Raw genomic sequence first — 17,952 nt, forward strand, 5'->3', positions numbered from 1 at the left:
AATAAGAGTCTTTTTATTTTAAAAGCGGAATATCCCCCAATGAGAAGTTCTAATTAGTTAGAAAATTCTTTGCTATCTCCTCAATCAAAGCGTAGCTGAGTTGCTTCACCTTTGCTATTTCTTTTGCCAAAACCACTGCGCATTCAAGATGAATCTGGTGAATGCTCTCGTCAAAGCCTAAATGATCACCCCCTCCAAAACTTCTGTGATAAAATTGTAAGGTTTCAACATCACCCAATAAAGCCAGTGCACCAATATGAAGTAAGCCATAATGTACATCATCCGTCTCACTGGTTTTGCTCGTTTTCCAAGGTGGTATACCATACCTACAACGAAATAATCTATGAATATCAATATTTTCCATTGCCCACTCCAAAGTATCATCAAGCTCTAACTCTAAGCGGCTCGCACTGATCTTTTCTTCGACAATTTTCAAACCTTTTTTATTAAAATAAAGCTGTAGATCTGGCAAATTTTGAGAATTTATGGGATCAATTGTCCTACAAATAGAGGAAAGAATACCCGTAGTAATCGAGAATCCAATATCAAATTCCGGACAATCTTTCGTGATTTCATCATTGTAAAGAATTTGTACCTCGCGATCTGGCAATTGATAGATTGCCAAAAGGTTTTCTTTTCCCTCTATTCCATGAACCAACCAGCCTAAGCTTTTAAAAAGTGCTATTGTGCTCTCCATAGTTAAGAAAGTCTCTTCTTTGGCTTTAAGAGGTACTGTTTCAGAATCAAAGGTTAAAAGTGAAGCGGATTTCAACAAACCTAAACGATAACGTCGTGTAAGAGTAAGAACACGATTAACGAGATCTTTTGTGATTTCCACCGCAAAACCTAAATGATCTCCTGTTCTAAAACTCTCTTTATAAAATTTGAGCTTTTTAGTATCTCCAATAAGCACAAGTGCTATAAGATGGCGCTCAACAAGTTCAATATCACTGTCTGTAGGTAAAGCAGCATAATCAGAGATGACTTGTTGCACATTTTGTTGATGAGCCCAGTTCAAAATACATTCACAGATCTGCTTCAGTTTGCTTTCATCTATAGAAATATATGATACAGTATATATATCTTCTGCCTCTTTGATTGATGTATATTGAGATCTTGTAGGAAAAATATCCCGATAAGCGGTAGAGAAACTTAGTGTTGAAAGCGACGCCTTAAATATGATAATCGGCTTTTTCCCTTTAGTGTCAGAGTGATACACTATGTTAATGAGACGGTCTTTGCCTATAAAATAAGCATTATAGTTGCATTCTTTATCGCAATAGATTGTCCAACCCATCGTTTCTAATTGTTCTGTAATTGTGTTGAGGACAACTAAATCTTGTGACCCTATACGCACACCCTCCACCTTTTGTTCACTCTGACTTTTTATCGTCCACAACCGTAGCACACTCAAAATAGATCCCATTGGTGCTTTTGTCCAAATCCAGCTGTTCACGTGTAAAAATGCTTTAGTTATAGGAAAAAAAGGCTTTATCATCATCTGATGAAGCAAAGACGATGACATGAAATAAGATATTATACGCTGTCTTAAATTTGCTTTTTTGCGAGAATAACTTACCGTAAGGTGCTCTTCAGCAAATTCAACAGCGCGATCAACACAACTGAACATAGAGCGGTCTGTAGAATATTGAGCAATTTTGTCTGAAGCAAGAGTATTTTGATAAGATTTTAGTGCTTCAATTTTACCTGTCAACGCTAAGCAAGCTAAATGCCAGATCATATTTTGGCAAGAGCTAGAGGCCTGGAGATATGTTTGAATAGGTGCTCTGCTTTTTAGCTCTGCTTCAAAATTCTGGGCACGTGCCCATTGTATCACCCGCTCGGAAATTTTGATGAGTTCTCGCTCGGTAAGCGTATCAAGACAAATATTAAGACCATTTCCAAGGCTGTTAAAAGTTTGATAAATATTCTCAGGTCGTATGAATCTGTAGTCTCGGCCATAATGAATATAACGGCAAGCCCTAGAAATCTCTTCTGTAGACGTTATAGCATTAATATAGATATTTTGCTTATCATTGAGATTCCATAACCTAAAATGAAATTTAACGAAGCGATCAGGCAAAGCTAACCACATTTTGCCAGGTTCCTTTGCAAACCAACCATGACTCTTAAAAATATTGGTTGCAGCTGTTAAGCTCATTAGTTGTTTTTGAGGCATTTTGCGTGCCAGAATATCATCCAATTCCCTATTTTTATAGGCTCGCGCAAAAAGAAGGATACGTTCAACCCATGTTGTTGTTTTATAATCAGAAAATTCTGGTACATCCAATTTTGGAGTAGGCTTATAACTCTTTAAAGTCTCTATATCGCCGAGCACAGCCTTTGCAATAGTGGAACTCTTGGCAGAACCATTGGTAGCTTCCTGATATAATTTTTGTTCAATATCTTGTGTTTTTGCCCACGCGATTACTTTGTCTAAAGATGCCTCGATACGACTTTGAGAAAGATCTCGAATTTTGACATCGAACACCCTATTTTTGGAAAATAGGGAACTTTCAGAAGAAAATTTCTGACCTCTAACATATTCCCAAGCAAGGAAATAGGGAAAAATGGTGAGATTTGCTTCAAGAATAAGCTTTCTATCTCTCCATTCATACTTGACCTCGTAACCAATATCCACAAAGCGATCAGATAAATCATAACAAGCATGATGATTACCAATATCATCACGATATAGCATCCAACCAAGTTTTTTTAAAATTTTTGTTACGTCTTTGGTCTGCATCATGATGCACTTCCACTCTCCAACGGACTAATTGATGGAAGAGTTCTTGCCGATTGATCTTCCCCCATTTCTTATTTAACTGCTTTTTCAGCGCAATATTTTAAAAAATTGTTGAGCTCTTTTTCACGTTTTTAAACTTTATGAAATCTTCATAATATTTATCCGCATGCTCCTTGTGTTTCCTTTTTTGTCTTAAAAACTGAATGAATAATAATAACTTTTGAGAACAAGAGAAAAATGATAACTTATCAGTAAGATCTAAAAGTAAAACTACTAATAAAGAAAGTTATTCAAAATTAACCTTAATTCTTTTATATAAAAATTCATAAAAATTACTTGCGTAATAATATGAAGCTCCAGATGGGAATCTGAAATAGAGTGGGCATTCATCATCTCTAAATTGAGAATAATCAAAATAGAGTATCTCACAAAAAGTATTTTCACACACAATAAGCTGTTGTGGTCTAGCAAAACCTTTTTTTATATCTGTTAAGTGGTTATAAACAATATCACCAGCAGGAATACAAGCAGCAGGATCACTTACACAATCCCAATAAACGGTCAATATTTCATCACAACCAATTTCTGAAATTCCATAGTTTTTCAGAAAATTTTTGTAAGAAGATGTAAATTGTAAGCCGATAGTTTCTTCAGCCTTTTTAATCTGTATATCATCAATCGTTGGACCAAAATTAATATCGTCGCTATACTTATCAATTAATTTTTCCATGTCAGATAACATAAAATTTTTCATGAATTATCCCCCATTAAATCACTATTCTTTATACGTTCTAGCTTGTTTCCGACAATAGCAATGTTAGTAATTAAAAAATAAGAGAAAAATGCCGGCTTAGTGTTTACACTTTGAAAATGAAAATATTACACAAAAAAATATCCTAGATTATCCATAATCTTTTTACAGAGAAATTCATAACAATTACTTGCATAATAAAGGGGATCTCCAGATATTACCTCAAAATAGAGTGAGCATTCACCATCTTAACACTGAGAGTAATCAAAGTAAAATGTCTCACCAAAATCAGTTCTACTCACAACAAGCTGTTGTGGTTTTGCCAAACTATGTTTTATCTCTGTTAAGCGGTTATAAACAATATCAACACCATAAACAGTTTCAAAATCCACACTATAAATGCTAAAATTCTTTCAAACTAATTTCCCTTACTCCGTAATTTTAAAAAAACTCTTATATGATGATGTGAATTGTAAATCTAAGGTTTCCTCAGCTTTCTTTATCCATATATCATCAGCTGCATCCTCTGCAGTTCCAAAGTTAATATATCACTATATTTGTCAACTAATTCTGCAACATCAGCTAAAGCTTAAGTTTTCATAATTTGTTCTCCATAAATTGTTGTTTTTTTAGTTCACCTTTCATTCTATAATCTTAGCGCGTTTCTTCTAATATTTAGGTATCCGCCTCTCAAACATATCTCTATCAATAAGTAATTTTTGTGTTTTAGGATAAATATGAATAACCGAAGTATATTTTTGATGAAATGACTGGCTAACCTCTGCTATAGGACTAGCTTGTATTAGAAGCATGTGATGTAACAGATCTGCCATGAGAGCCAACAGAAGCTCTTTTTGATAGGATTCTGCCAATATTTTCTCCTATCACTTTTTCTCTTCTTTCTTCATAGAAAAAATCAAATAGATAACTTTTTTGATAAAATTTTTCTTATCAAACTTGAAACATTCATTCGTAATAAAATCAGCTCTTATTTTATAATATTTGTCTCCAGCAGATATAAAAAAAATCAGAAATGCAATTCAAAAATTAGCAACAACAGGCACAGCGAACTTAAGCTAAACAATATCACAACTTAAAACACTTTTTTACTAAATAGATAATATAACAGTATGAGATCCTTTTACATAAGATGTATTGATTATAAAAGATTCGTTTTGAAGTGATTAAAGAAAGTAACAATATTTAATAATCATATAATTTCTTTATGTTATATCAATATATTGATTTTATTGAATAAACTGTCATTCCACCGCAAACAATAACGCAGCAACTGCCCGATCCTCAGCTAACAAAACATTAAATGTACGCACTGCTGCCCCCGTACTCATTGTATCTGATGAAATACGCTTTTCCCATAAGAGTATCCGTAACTCTTCGGGTAATCGCAACAATTCAACTCCAGTTCCTATGAGAAAAATTTCAATTTCAGATGCTTCTTCTAAAACACGAGACATATTCTCTTGAGTAGGGAGAGGGCCTATCATATCGATACCATAAATACCTGATGGTACACAAATAATAGAACCTTTGTGTGACATATCAGCAAAACGAAAACCACCATTTCCATAGGCATCAATAGGTGCACGCCCTGGAAAATGCGCTTCACGAATTTGAATTGCATGAAACATCAATAAGTATCCTTTATTTTTGAAAAGCCAATTGCGTTTTCTTCTCTCTCTTAAAAACCAGAAAAAAGCTTGAATATTTATGTATTAACCATAACCCGTATAGCAATATTGATGCAAAATCTTTTATACAAAATACTGCCCTAGTAATACAACAATTATATAAAAAGTTTGCAGTAAGCCGCAGTTAAATGCTATGTTTGTTTAAGTAGATCTATCTCGAAAAGAAAAAACTGCCCCACCCTATTCACTTAAAAATAAGAGAATTCTGCCATACAAAATAATGATATTATTTAAAGGATAAGGAAATTCGCTGTGATACTCCAAAATATATATTTTTTTTAATAGTCTGCAGAAAATAAATAAAATACTATGTTCTTTATCGACTATGATAACTACCTCTACAACGCAATATCTTTTACACAAAATACCTATTTTTATAAAAATATGTTGTAAAAGAACGTGATAAGCTGCAATTATACTTTAAGATTCTTTTTCCTTTGATATAGTTTTCTTCTCCTTGGATGCACTCACACTTTCCTTCGTTGTAGTTTTAGATTTAGATTTTTGTGGTACTTTTGTTCTAGCATTAAGTTTTGATTTTTTTTCTGAAATAGGTTCGCCTTTAACGCGCACATCAGCTAATGTTGAGCGGATAACACGAACACGAATATCATCACCAATTTCCACCTCTAGTTCACCACTCTCATCGTAAACTTTCGTTACCTTGCCAATTATACCACCACCCGTTATCACTGTATCACCACGACGCACAGCATCAAGCATCTCCTGCCGCTTTTTCATTTGCACACGTTGTGGGCGAATCATAAAAAAATACATAATTGCTAAAATCAAAATGAACGGGACATAGCTAACAAATGAGGTCCCGCTGGAAACACCACCTGCAACTTGAGCATAAGCGTTAGTAATAAACATTTTTATCTCCTATAGGTTAAACTTCAGGTATTTTCCACTCTTCTAAAATAAACTTTCCGCTCAGAAAAAAGCCTTCCCAGAAATCTATCATACAGACAGAAAGGCTCTCATACAAAGCGATAACTACACAATGTAATCACAACTTTATAGAAAGGAAATAAATCCTTAAGAAACAGAAGGCAATGAGAAAAAACTTTTGAAAAACAGATTTATGTTCCTTTTTACATATCATAAATATGCGCATTAAAATTAACTGGAAAAATTAATGATACAAAATAATTTGCTTTCCCTTCCAACGCACCTTACTGATAACTCTTCTCAAATATATGATCTTTTTCACTGCGATATTCTTAATTTAAGCAAATTGATTGTTTTGCTTGAAATCCAAGTCAACTATAGACTTTCAAAATCAAGTCATTATAAATTAGTTTTCTAAATATTTTATCGGATCAACAGGTAACGAATTCTTACGTACTTCAAAATAAACACGTGGCGTTTTAACATTTCCTGAAACACCCGATTTAGCAATCTCATCACCACGTCGTATCCGTTGTCCCTTATTAACAACAAGCTTACTGTTACATCCATAAATAGTAATAACATTGTCTTCGTGTCGAATCATAACAACATTACCAAGCTCTTTTAACCCATCACTCGCATAGATAACGACACCATTTTCCGCAGCTTTTACCGATGAGCCTTCAGGCACAGCAATGTCTATTCCTCGATTAGTTGCTGTTCCTTTTTTCTGACCAAACTGACTCAACAAACGCCCTCGTACTGGCCAACGCATTTTAGAAATTCCTGTGGTTTGCGGAGTAATGATATTATCTGTATTCGTAATAGCATCTGGTAAACCAGTTTGATGGCTCAATTGGGTCATCTGTCTGGAAGAATTCTTCTCAATATTTGATCTGTTCATTTTTGTAGAAGGGACAATTGTTACAGGAGTTTTATATATAGGTGGAGCCTTCTTGTGTTTTATGGAAGACGTAACTTGAGACCGGAATGAAGAATCCTTTGTTGATGATCCCCAATTATCACTGTGAGCATTTGAAGCTGCCATTGTACGCCTACTTGGGATCATCAGTACCTGACCAATATAAATGGAATTACTGCCTATACCATTTGCTAATTTTAATGCCTCAACACTGACCCCTATTTGCTGTGCAATGCTTAACAGTGTATCCCCACTTTGAACAATATAAGAGTTTCGCCGAAAAATAGGAGAATTATACACTTGTGAACGGGAAAGTGTTCCAAGATTGCGTGGCGGTGTCCCCATAACTCGACTATCCGGAGAAGGTATCCCACCTTGTTGTAAAGAATTAGTGTACGAAATATTGTCATCGGTCCATGAATCATCACTCGGATCCACAGGTGGCAATTCAGCGCTTTGTATCATGCCATCATACGATAGCATTTGCGGATTTGCAGGCATAGTCGTAGTCATATTTGAACCAGTAGATACCCCACGATGAGAAAAAACATTAGAGAAGCGCTGTGTGCCGGAACTACACCCTGCAAAAACCGCTATCATCGTTAGAAAAGCCATTCTCTGAAAATTATGCCGGAAAATATTACCCAAAACTTTTAAACACATAGTTTTGCTCACTCGTCAACACTCAACTCACTCTATTAAAGCTTTCTAATATTACCTAAGAGTTAAAATTAGATATTTTATTCATAAATATCTTTATAATAAGATCAAAATGAATTTATCATAAAAAATAGAATAACTTGCGCAGTACCTTAAAATCTAAAAAGTTAAAGTATTTCCGCAATGCCTTTAATAAAAGGCTGATAACGTACTTGAAACATTTCTAAACACTCAAATCGACTGCCAATTTTCGTATAGCGCGACACTTTTTGTACCCCTTCATCAGGCCCTATAGCTTGAATGAGAATTCCATTTTCAGCTAGAAGTTCTAAAAATTCCTTTGGTTCATCAGAACGTGATGGCCAAATAAGAATACGATCAAATGATCCCAAACCTGTAACAGTACAACTTCCATCAATTTGCCGTACAACAATATTTTCAAGTCCCAAACTTTGAAATCTCTGGCGTGCCAAATCAACAAGTGTTTTATAACGATCAACTGTTGTCACACGGTCACTCAAACACGCCATAAGAGCAGTACAAAAACCAGATCCTGTACCAATTTCTAAAACACGATGCTTTTTTTTCAACGATAACGCAGAAAGAATCAAGAGTTGCTCTTCCAAACGCTCAATATATTCACCACATTCAATAGGAATAACTTTATTATCATAAGCACTGTTGATCCAAGGAACAGCAACGAATTGCTGACGCGGAATTTTCTCGAATGCCGAAAAAAAGCGAACATCATCAATTCCTTTGCTACGCATTTTAAGCACAAGGCTGGCTAATTCCTCACGAAATCGTAAAATACCCTTTTGCCCCATAGTATCATTTGTTCTCCAATGAAATAGCCCCTTTGTCGTAGATATAACTCATTTAAAAATGCAAAATCTTGCATTTGTACAGCATCATCTTTCAATAAAAAAAACATACCGGTTATCCTTTTGCAAAATTAAGCAGTAATACAACGTATGCCTTTCATATAGGGTTGTAAAACATCTGGAACAATAATTGATCCATCAGCTTGCTGATAATTCTCAAGAATAGCGATAAGGCAACGTCCAATAGCTGTACCAGAACCGTTAAGACTATGAACGAAATGTAATGCTTTATCACCTTCTTTACGATACCGTGCATTCATACGTCGCCCCTGAAAATCTCCACAAACTGAACAGCTGGAAATTTCACGATAACATCCTTGACCTGGGAGCCAAACTTCAATGTCATAAGTTTTACGTGCTGCGAATCCCATATCACCCGTAGAAAGAACCACTGTACGAAAAGGCAAACCAAGACGCTTCAATACATCTTCTGCACATTCTGTCATACGTTCCAGTTCCATTAAAGACTGTTCTTCAGTGGTAATTGATACCATTTCTACCTTCCAAAACTGATGCTGACGCAACATGCCGCGCGTATCACGGCCTGCAGCTCCCGCCTCCGAACGAAAACAGGGAGTTAAAGAAGAAAATCGCAGTGGTAAATCTGATATCTCAAGAATTTCATTGTTTACCAAATTTGTTAACGGTACTTCGGCTGTAGAAATAAGCCATCGCCCATCTGTTGTTTGAAAAAGATCATCAGCAAATTTCGGCAATTGAGCCGCTCCGTAAACAATCTCCTCACGAACGAGAAGAGGTACCGACATCTCTGTATAACCATGCTCCTCAACATGTACATCAAGCATAAATTGGCCCAATGCACGTTCAAGCCGTGCCAATGCCCCTGAAAGTACTGTAAAGCGTGTCCCTGATAAACGACTTGCGCGCTCAAAATCCATCTTTTTGAGATTTTGACCAAGATCAAAATGCTCCTTTGCTGTAAAATCAAATGTTGGGGGAGTACCAAAATGTCGAATAACAACATTGTCGCTTTCATCTTTGCCTTTGGGAACATCATCCAATGGAATATTCGGGAGTTCTGAAAGAGCTTTCTCAAAACTTTCAGTCAACCGCTTTTCCTCCACTGTAGCAGAAGAAAGAAAAGTTTTAATCTCTTCAACCTCAGCTCTAAGACGCTCAGTCTTTTTCTGATCACACGCAGCTAAAGCCTGTCCTATTTCTTTTGAAGCCGCATTGCGACGCTCCTGTGCTGATTGTACTTTAGCAACATGCGAGCGACGCTCAAGATCAAGTTTTATTAATCTTTCCGCTTGCGGCTCAATACCTCGATTCTCCAGCGCTTCATCTAATTTCTTAGGGTGTTCACGAATCCACTTAATATCTAGCATCAAAATTCCTCATTTTCATCGTTTTTATTCGTTTCCTATTACACAAGATATACACTCCTCTTAAGAGGATTTTTTTCTTTTTTCTATACAGTAAGCGATTAAAATGGAGATCTCATAAAGAGCTATCGTTGGTAAGGCTACTGCAAACATAGTAAAAAAATCTGATGGGGTTACTATCGCTGCAATTATAAAAGAGGTGAGGATAGCCCACTTTCGCTTAGATACCAAATCATGAAAAGTTAAAAGTCCAACTTTCGTTAAAAGACTAGTCACAAGAGGTAATTGAAAAATCAAACCAAAAATCAGAATAAATGATGTCATAAAACTTAAATAATCGGCAATACGGACTATAAACTCTATTCTTAAATGGACATCTGGGAGAAATTGCTGAGAAAGACTAAACCAAAGCATTATTGGTGCTAACAGAGCGTAAACAAATGCCCCTCCAATACAAAATAAAATCGGTCCACCAATGAGAAATGGTAAAAAAGCCATGCGTTCATTTTTATAAAGTCCTGGTGCTATAAAGCTATAAAATTGAAAAGCTGTATAGGGAAAGGATAAAATAACCGCTCCAAAAGCAGCAAGTTTCATTTTCGTTAAAAAAGTTTCCCATACTTGCGTTGATTGCAGACGAATACTCTCAGGATTACCGCCTGATATTTTCATTGCCCATTGATAAGGCCATATTAAAAAATTTAAAATATAATCTTTGACAAGAAAACACAGAATAAAAGCTATCAAAAATGCGAACAGAGCAGAAATAATTCGCTGACGGAGTTCAATCAAATGTTCTAAAAGTGGTGCCATATTGGCATCAACTTCGTCTTTCTTAACATTCATGACACATCTTCTCTCTCTTTAGAAACTAGAGGGATGTTCCCAGAATCCTTAGGATCTACAGATAAGGTTAAATCTTCATTCGCTTTGTTCTGATCATATTGCAAAATTTCTTTCTCTTTCTCTGATTTATGATGTGTTGTCTCTATATCAAAATTATAGTGGATATCCTCCACCACACCATGAATGGGATTATCTGATAATGTCTTTTGTAAATCATCAAGCTCGACTTGTCTCATTGCGTCATCAAACTGGCGACGAAATTCATTTGCCGTTGAACGTACATACCCCATTGCTTTTGCTATCGTCTTTAGCATTTTAGGTAAATCTTTTGGTCCAACAACGACGATGAGAACAAGTAAGATCACAAGAAACTCTGGCCCATCAATCCCAAGCATCGTTTATACTCAACTTTCTCATTAAAAAAATAATGTACTATTATGATTGCGTCTTTATCATTTCACATGCTTTTTTTTGACAACAGATGCCTTCCCCCCTTTAGAAGAAGAAGTTTTTTTTTTGCGTGCTGATGAACGCTTCACCGATAACGGTTCAGATTGTTGAGGTTCAATATCAATTGTTTTGGAAGTATCAATCATTTCAAACTTATTCTCGATACCCTCCTCTTCTTCTTTCATACTCTTTTTGAAAGTTTTAATCCCCTTAGCAACATCACCCATTAATTCAGAAACCTTGCCACGCCCAAAAAGCACAAGGATAATCAATAAAATTATAATTAAATGCGTTGGTGAAAAAATATTACCCATTACTCTCTCTCATTGCTTTTCAATTTGATTTCATTTTTTCATGTTTACTCTGAGAAATATATCAAATATAATGGAGTTTTACTTGTATATTTTCTTCCCAAGTTAGAGGCAATCGTATGTTTTTTATTGTAAGCTGGCTTTTTAACCTCTTTTTCCTTTTACTTAGCGTATTATAATAAACGCAAATACGTTAAAAATAATAAACCGCTTCAAACTAAATTCAAAATGCTTGAAAACTCTTTTCTTAAAGCAGATTTATCTGGTTTGTCGGGTTACGAAATCCTCCTGTAAGCACTATGCGTATGTTCCAAACTTTACCTTTTAAAAACAGTACCATCCGTGCAATCGCGCACCTCTCTTGTAAATTACCGTTAAGTGCAAGATAATATCACAACCTGATGCAAAAAACTTTACGTGTTAAATCTGAGAAATTTTCCGAAAACATAATCCCTGAGAACTTTCATTGATACATCATCTGACGTTAAAAGCCTGTTAAAGCCTATCTTCTTACGGATAATATTCTCGATAGCTCCCTTAGACAAGGTTACAGAAACTGTATCATCAATCGCTTCATAAACAACAATATGCGCAATCATTGCACAGCTGATAAATCAACCAAATTTTTAAAAGGCATAAAATCGTACTTTTTCAAAATATCAAGCGGGACATCAAGATGTGTTAACGCAAATGCACATCAGAAAGCGCTCATCCATGTCCGAGAATATGTTTTCATTACTGGTGAAGCACCCCCATCCACAAGTGCTTGAAATGATGCAGATCTCTAAAGCTGTAACTATTTCCTTCTCCTGAGCATACGCGTTCCAATCATATCACGTGCTCCCCTTATAGGAATATCTAAAACAGGAAGATAATTGGCATTAAAGCCACCTTTTATTAAATCAAAAACATGAAGTCGAGACATACGTTGCACCCTCCCCTCTTCTTGATCAATAAAAATAAAAACATCATCACACCCACTTCCCTTGACATAAAGAGATGATAAGCGTTTTGACATCATTTGCTGTCCCTATATTGCACGTAAACAAAACAAAAACCCAAAGCCTTATGTTCCATCATGAAGGCTTTTGTTTCAGCTCTTAGAACAACGTTCGAAATACCAATAATTACAGTCTTTATTTACGAGATTATTGCAATACCTTGGTGTTATTTTTATCAACAATCTCTCATTTTGTTGACATGGATCGTATATCTTATGTCAATTTTTTTAAGCTATATTTCAATATTATGCATAATAACCTAGCTATTTTACACATAAACATACAACTTGCGCTCTTACTAATAAAAATTACTCTTAAATTCTCGCGTTGGAAATCAGTTTGCACACAACGATCGTGTTCTTACTGTTCTTTCTCATAGTGTCATAGTAACTTTGTTAAAGAAAGAAACTATTAATCTCATAGTATTTTTATCAAGCATCTAATTTTATCAGGCATTTAATAATGTGTAAATTTTCAAATCGTTGATAAGCTTATTAATCAATGTGAAAATTACTTTTAAATTCTTAGTTATTTTCGCTTGTTTTTCAGTTAATTTGTACTCTCTATGATTTCTCCTTTTTAAGGCAAAAATAATAAAAAATTCTTTCACAAAGATAAATGACAAAGGCTTCAATTGAAGTCTTTTCTCTCTTCCTGTTCGTATCCTGGTAAAAGATTCAAAATATAGCAAATAATTGCTAAAGCCATTATATTAGCATTTTTCACTAGATATATATGCTCTTTTGATTGTTTTAACTCTACATAGAGAATGTTTATTGATATAAAGGTCATTATCTATGTTCAGAGTCAAATTTAGTAAGCAGTTGTATATAGGGTAGAATTTATTCATGAATTATCGGCATATTTATCATGCTGGCAATTTTGCTGATGTTTTTAAACACATTATTGTCACCCGCATTGTAGAATATCTCAAGCACAAAGAAAAAGCTTTTCGTGTTATAGATACGCATGCTGGAATCGGCATTTATGATCTCTCTTCTTTGGAAGCACACAAAACGGGAGAGTGGCGCGAAGGTATCCAACGGCTTTTTTTAGCTCCTATCCCAGAAGATTTAAAAACACTCCTTTGCCCATGGTATGATATTATTGATGCACTCAATAAAGGGGAAAAAGAAATCCTATTCTATCCTGGCTCTCCTGTTGTTATTCGCCAATTATTGCGTAAACAAGATAGACTAACCGCAATTGAATTGCATGATGAAGATTACCATATTTTAGCAAAAAATTTTGCCGGTGATTATCAAACAAAAGTCTTGCATTTAGATGGTTGGCTTTCTTTAAATGCGCATTTACCACCAAAAGAAAAACGTGGATTTATCCTCGTTGATCCTCCCTTTGAAAAGCCTGGCGAATTTTCTCGCCTTGTTGAAGGATTGGTGAAAGCGTATCGCCGTTTTCCCAGAGGAATCTACGCTTTATGGTATCCTATTAAATATGACAAAGAAATTGAAAATTTTCTTTATGCACTTTATCAAACAGGAATTCCAAAAATTCTACAACTTGAAATGCGTATTCGAAAAAGCTCACTACCACCTACAATGAATGGAAGTGGTATGATTCTTATAAATCCTCCCTACCTTCTTGAAGAAGAAGTGAAAAAACTGAGTCCCTTTCTTCTCGCTCGTCTGGGACAAGATAAAAATGCACAAATAACGCATAAATGGATACAGAAGGAACGTTCATTATGCTAGAGTTTTTCATTTAATGTCCACCTTAAATTAAAATCTTCTTCATAAAAATCAAAGATGTGAAACAGCTGAAAAATATTGCAACACTAGAATATCAGTTTCCTTGAACTTTAATTATGCTCCTTAATGTACATCATAGTCAGCAGCACGAATTTGCCTTTTGAAGTAAAACCTATTTTAATGTAGTTTTTCATCATCATAGATTTACTCTTCTTATCCGCAATAGACAAGCGTTGGCAAACTCATAAAACTTTTTTAGACCACCCTTATGCTTTTATGAAAAGTAAAATAACTCCAAAATTGAATGATCTCATGTCATAATGCGTTATTTATAGGAAAAATGACTATCATTACATACATGATAGGACTTGATAGATAAGAGCATTTCATATGAAAAACAGAAAACACTTCCGGATAAACTGAATGATCCTGAAAAACAACACAGCTCGTCCCCAAAATGAAAGGGAAAAGCTTCCTTTTCTCTCTCACATTACGTGGGACAATGCTAATCAAGGAAATTATAAAAATCAATTGAAAGGTAGCAAACTCATACAAGAGTTTGTCAAACACCTTCCGCATAAGCCAGGCGTTTATCGAATGATTGATGAGAAGGGTGATGTTCTCTATGTTGGCAAAGCACGTAATCTTAAAAAACGCGTTTCAAACTATACGCGTGAACAAGGGCACAATAACCGTATTGCCCGCATGATTCATGCGACATATCATATGGAATTTGTCGTGACTCATACAGAAACAGAAGCGCTCCTCCTAGAAGCTAATCTCATAAAAAGGTTACATCCACGTTTTAATGTTTTACTACGTGACGATAAGAGTTTTCCTTATATCATTATCACGGATGATCATCAGGCACCTGCACTTTACAAACATCGTGGTGCCCGCACAAGAAAAGCCCATTATTTTGGCCCTTTTGCCTCTTCCGGTGCTGTAACGCAAACAATCAATGTTTTGCAACGCGCCTTTTTATTACGAACCTGTACCGATGCAGTCTTTGAAAACCGTACGCGCCCCTGTTTACTTTATCAAATTAAGCGATGTTCTGCGCCTTGTACAGATGAAATTAGTAATAGTGATTATAGAGAATTGGTGAAAGGAGCAAAAACTTTCCTTTCAGGTAAAAGCCAATCTGTTAAAAATGATATGGTTCAAGCTATGCATCACGCCGCAGAAAACCTTGATTTTGAACGAGCAGCAGCCTATCGCGACCGCTTATCGGCTCTCTCTCACATACAAAGTCATCAAGGCATTAACCCACAAACAATACAAGAAGCAGATGTATTTGCGATTGCGCAACAAGAGGGAGCGACCTGTATTCAAGTGTTCTTTTTCCGTATGGGACAAAATTGGGGAAACAGAGCCTATTTCCCCAAAGCAGATCCATCTTTTTCTCGTACTGAAATTTTAGCGAGTTTTCTTGCCCAATTCTATGATGATAAGCCTCTTCCAAAACTTATCCTTTTATCTGAATCAGTTGAAGAAAAAGCGCTTCTTGCGGAGGCATTTAGTCTAAAAGCAAACCGAAAAATACTTCTCTCTTTACCCAAACAAGGTGAACGTAAAACCCTTGTTAATCACGCCTATATCAATGCGCATGAAGCACTTGGACGCAAGCTTGCTGAAACAGCTACACATATAAAATTATTTCAGGGGCTTGCTGAAATATTTCAACTGCCTCATATTCCATATCGTATAGAAGCCTATGACAATTCTCATATTATGGGGACAAACGCGGTAGGTGTGATGATTGTCGCGGGCCAAATGGGTTTTATTAAAAATCAATATCGTAAATTCAACATTCGCTCGACCGATATTACACCTGGTGACGATTTTGGAATGATGAAAGAAATCATGAGACGAAGATTTTTACGTCTTATCAAGGAACATAATTTACCTAACAAATGCGATGATGTAAAAGGGCAAAATAGTGATTCTTTCCCTATGTGGCCTGATCTCATATTAATCGATGGTGGTGAAGGACAAATAAACAGTGTACATACAATACTCTCTGAATTAAAATTGGACGATCTTATCACAGTCGTTGGTATAGCTAAAGGTGCTGATCGTAACGCGGGACGTGAACGGTTTTTTATAAAAGGTAAAACACCCTTTACACTTTCCCAACGTGATCCTATCCTTTATTTCTTGCAACGTCTTCGCGATGAAGCGCACCGTTTTGCAATTGGAACGCACAGAGCAAAACGGAAAAAAGCAACATTCAAAAATCCACTTGATGAAATCGCCAATATTGGTCCAACAAGAAAGCGTGCGTTGCTTCATCATTTTGGAAGCGCCAAAGCCGTTGCCAATGCTTCACTTGAGGATTTAACAAAAGTTACGGGAATTTCGGTCACCATTGCAAAAAAAATTCATAACTATTTTAATGAAAAATAAGCTTGTTTCATTATCTTTGCCTTGTTACGTTTATAAAATGAACCATCTCTTACAAAGAATTGAAAATAGCTCTATGAAAAATCATACTTTTTCTTTTCCAAATATTCTGACTTATGCACGGATTATCGCAGTGCCAATGGTTGTTGCGTGCTTTTTCTTAGAAGGACGGCTGCAATCAAGCGATATCGCACGTTGGACCGCTGCTTCTATTTTTGTTATTGCATCTATTACTGACTTTCTTGATGGCTACCTTGCCCGTATTTGGGAACAAACATCCAATATCGGTCGCATGTTAGATCCAATTGCAGATAAGCTTCTCGTATCTGCTTGTTTGCTCTTACTTGCCGCCGACAGTACTATCGCTGGGTGGACACTATGGGCAGCTATTATTATCCTTTGTCGGGAAATTCTTGTATCAGGACTACGTGAGTACTTGGCTGAATTGAAAGTCAGTGTTCCCGTCTCTCGTCTTGCAAAATGGAAAACTTTTGTACAGATGATAGCCATTGTCCTTCTCTTAGCAGGACCGGCCGGTAATAAAATTTTCATTTACACAGTGGAATTCGGCATTACCATGCTATGGATTTCTGCTCTTCTCACATTGTGGACAGGATGGGATTATTTTCGAGCTGGCTTAAAACACGTTATCACATGAAAAGTTATGCACTTTATACACTCTTTTAAAAAATTTAAACCTTATAAGATAAATCCCAAAATGGTATATTTCGGGATTCTCTACTTTTCATACATGCTTTTATTAACCAACAATTTCCATTTCTGAAAACCAAAAAGCAATTTCTATTTTTGCGGTTTCAGAGCTATCAGAACCATGAACAGAATTTTCACCAATCGACAAAGCATGAACTTTACGAATTGTCCCTTCTTGTGCATCCATAGGATTCGTAGCGCCCATCACTTCACGGTTCTTGGCTATTGCATTCTCACCTTCTAAAACTTGCACAACTGTTGGACCAGAAGACATAAACTCAACCAACTCACCAAAAAATGGGCGTTCTTTGTGAATAGCATAAAACCTTTCAGCCTCACGCTGACTCATCCACACTCGCTTAGATGCAACAACATGCAGTCCTGCATCTTCGAGCATTTTTGTAATTGCTCCTGTCAAATTACGACGTGTTGCATCTGGTTTAATCATTGAAAAAGTACGTTCTACAGTCATTTGACCACCTTTATTTGCATTTATAATATTATCTGGGCGTTCTATAGCGAGCGAGAAGCATTTTGCCAAGAGATTGTAGAAAAATCCGCACCAATTTTCAAAAATGCGTAATCAATTGTCAAGAAAACTTTAATAAA

The 17,952-nt window shown here is 35.8% G+C and carries 17 protein-coding genes and 1 pseudogene; 3 read left to right on the forward strand and 15 right to left on the reverse strand.

Features of this window, described 5'->3' with window-relative positions; genetic code table 11:
- Positions 1 to 49: 49 nt before the first annotated feature.
- The 14 genes and pseudogenes from J7R13_RS03395 to J7R13_RS09535 form a co-directional block, all read right to left on the reverse strand.
- Positions 50 to 2,749 carry a DUF6990 domain-containing protein gene (locus J7R13_RS03395; RefSeq protein ID WP_208437476.1) on the reverse strand — a complete coding sequence of 900 codons (2,700 nt, stop codon included), beginning with the start codon at positions 2,747 to 2,749 and terminating at the stop codon, positions 50 to 52.
- Between the two features lie 283 nt (positions 2,750 to 3,032).
- A complete protein-coding gene (locus J7R13_RS03400; RefSeq protein WP_208437477.1) occupies positions 3,033 to 3,500 on the reverse strand; it encodes an SMI1/KNR4 family protein in 468 nt (155 codons plus the stop codon).
- A gap of 125 nt (positions 3,501 to 3,625) precedes the next feature.
- Positions 3,626 to 4,044, reverse strand: a pseudogene (locus tag J7R13_RS03405) (SMI1/KNR4 family protein).
- A gap of 121 nt (positions 4,045 to 4,165) precedes the next feature.
- Positions 4,166 to 4,330, reverse strand: a complete 165-nt coding sequence (locus J7R13_RS09910) for an HNH/ENDO VII family nuclease (protein ID WP_425523224.1) — start codon at positions 4,328 to 4,330, stop codon at positions 4,166 to 4,168.
- A 429-nt stretch (positions 4,331 to 4,759) separates the two neighbouring features.
- Positions 4,760 to 5,146 (reverse strand): Mth938-like domain-containing protein, encoded by a 387-nt coding sequence (locus tag J7R13_RS03415; RefSeq protein WP_208437479.1) that lies wholly within the window; start codon positions 5,144 to 5,146, stop codon positions 4,760 to 4,762.
- A gap of 480 nt (positions 5,147 to 5,626) precedes the next feature.
- Positions 5,627 to 6,079 (reverse strand): preprotein translocase subunit YajC, encoded by a 453-nt coding sequence (gene yajC / locus J7R13_RS03420; protein WP_208437480.1) that lies wholly within the window; start codon positions 6,077 to 6,079, stop codon positions 5,627 to 5,629.
- A gap of 424 nt (positions 6,080 to 6,503) precedes the next feature.
- Complete coding sequence (locus tag J7R13_RS03425) at positions 6,504 to 7,682, reverse strand: M23 family metallopeptidase (protein WP_208437481.1); 1,179 nt, start codon at positions 7,680 to 7,682, stop codon at positions 6,504 to 6,506.
- Between the two features lie 164 nt (positions 7,683 to 7,846).
- Positions 7,847 to 8,506 (reverse strand): protein-L-isoaspartate(D-aspartate) O-methyltransferase, encoded by a 660-nt coding sequence (locus J7R13_RS03430; RefSeq protein ID WP_208437482.1) that lies wholly within the window; start codon positions 8,504 to 8,506, stop codon positions 7,847 to 7,849.
- A gap of 128 nt (positions 8,507 to 8,634) precedes the next feature.
- Positions 8,635 to 9,912, reverse strand: a complete 1,278-nt coding sequence (gene serS / locus J7R13_RS03435) for a serine--tRNA ligase (protein WP_208437483.1) — start codon at positions 9,910 to 9,912, stop codon at positions 8,635 to 8,637.
- A 60-nt stretch (positions 9,913 to 9,972) separates the two neighbouring features.
- A complete protein-coding gene (gene tatC, locus J7R13_RS03440) occupies positions 9,973 to 10,755 on the reverse strand; it encodes a twin-arginine translocase subunit TatC (protein ID WP_208437484.1) in 783 nt (260 codons plus the stop codon).
- Positions 10,752 to 11,150, reverse strand: a complete 399-nt coding sequence (gene tatB, locus J7R13_RS03445; RefSeq protein ID WP_208437485.1) for a Sec-independent protein translocase protein TatB — start codon at positions 11,148 to 11,150, stop codon at positions 10,752 to 10,754. The genes tatC and tatB overlap by 4 nt, the downstream gene beginning before the upstream one ends.
- A 57-nt stretch (positions 11,151 to 11,207) precedes the next feature.
- Complete coding sequence (gene tatA / locus J7R13_RS03450; RefSeq protein WP_208437486.1) at positions 11,208 to 11,519, reverse strand: twin-arginine translocase TatA/TatE family subunit; 312 nt, start codon at positions 11,517 to 11,519, stop codon at positions 11,208 to 11,210.
- Positions 11,520 to 11,929: 410 nt separating this feature from the next.
- Entirely contained in the window at positions 11,930 to 12,115 is a 186-nt protein-coding gene (locus J7R13_RS09530; RefSeq protein ID WP_246786263.1) for a glycoside hydrolase family 3 N-terminal domain-containing protein, read from the reverse strand.
- 197 nt (positions 12,116 to 12,312) lie between these two features.
- Positions 12,313 to 12,537 carry a hypothetical protein gene (locus J7R13_RS09535; RefSeq protein WP_246786264.1) on the reverse strand — a complete coding sequence of 75 codons (225 nt, stop codon included), beginning with the start codon at positions 12,535 to 12,537 and terminating at the stop codon, positions 12,313 to 12,315.
- Between the two features lie 828 nt (positions 12,538 to 13,365).
- Here J7R13_RS09535 and J7R13_RS03460 point away from each other — a divergent pair.
- The 3 genes from J7R13_RS03460 to pgsA all read left to right on the forward strand — a co-directional run bounded on the left by J7R13_RS03460 (position 13,366) and on the right by pgsA (position 17,290).
- A complete protein-coding gene (locus tag J7R13_RS03460; protein WP_208437487.1) occupies positions 13,366 to 14,229 on the forward strand; it encodes a 23S rRNA (adenine(2030)-N(6))-methyltransferase RlmJ in 864 nt (287 codons plus the stop codon).
- Positions 14,230 to 14,649: 420 nt separating this feature from the next.
- Positions 14,650 to 16,635, forward strand: coding sequence for an excinuclease ABC subunit UvrC (gene uvrC / locus J7R13_RS03465; protein WP_208437488.1), 1,986 nt, complete (start codon positions 14,650 to 14,652; stop codon positions 16,633 to 16,635).
- Positions 16,636 to 16,708: 73 nt separating this feature from the next.
- Positions 16,709 to 17,290, forward strand: coding sequence for a CDP-diacylglycerol--glycerol-3-phosphate 3-phosphatidyltransferase (pgsA, locus tag J7R13_RS03470; RefSeq protein WP_208437489.1), 582 nt, complete (start codon positions 16,709 to 16,711; stop codon positions 17,288 to 17,290).
- Positions 17,291 to 17,392: 102 nt separating this feature from the next.
- Here pgsA and ndk read toward each other — a convergent pair whose 3' ends face one another.
- Positions 17,393 to 17,815, reverse strand: coding sequence for a nucleoside-diphosphate kinase (gene ndk, locus J7R13_RS03475; RefSeq protein WP_208437490.1), 423 nt, complete (start codon positions 17,813 to 17,815; stop codon positions 17,393 to 17,395).
- Positions 17,816 to 17,952: the final 137 nt, after the last annotated feature.

The sequence above is a fragment of the Bartonella taylorii 8TBB genome (genome assembly GCF_902825155.1).
In the GTDB taxonomy this organism is placed as follows: Bacteria; Pseudomonadota; Alphaproteobacteria; order Rhizobiales; family Rhizobiaceae; genus Bartonella; species Bartonella taylorii_A.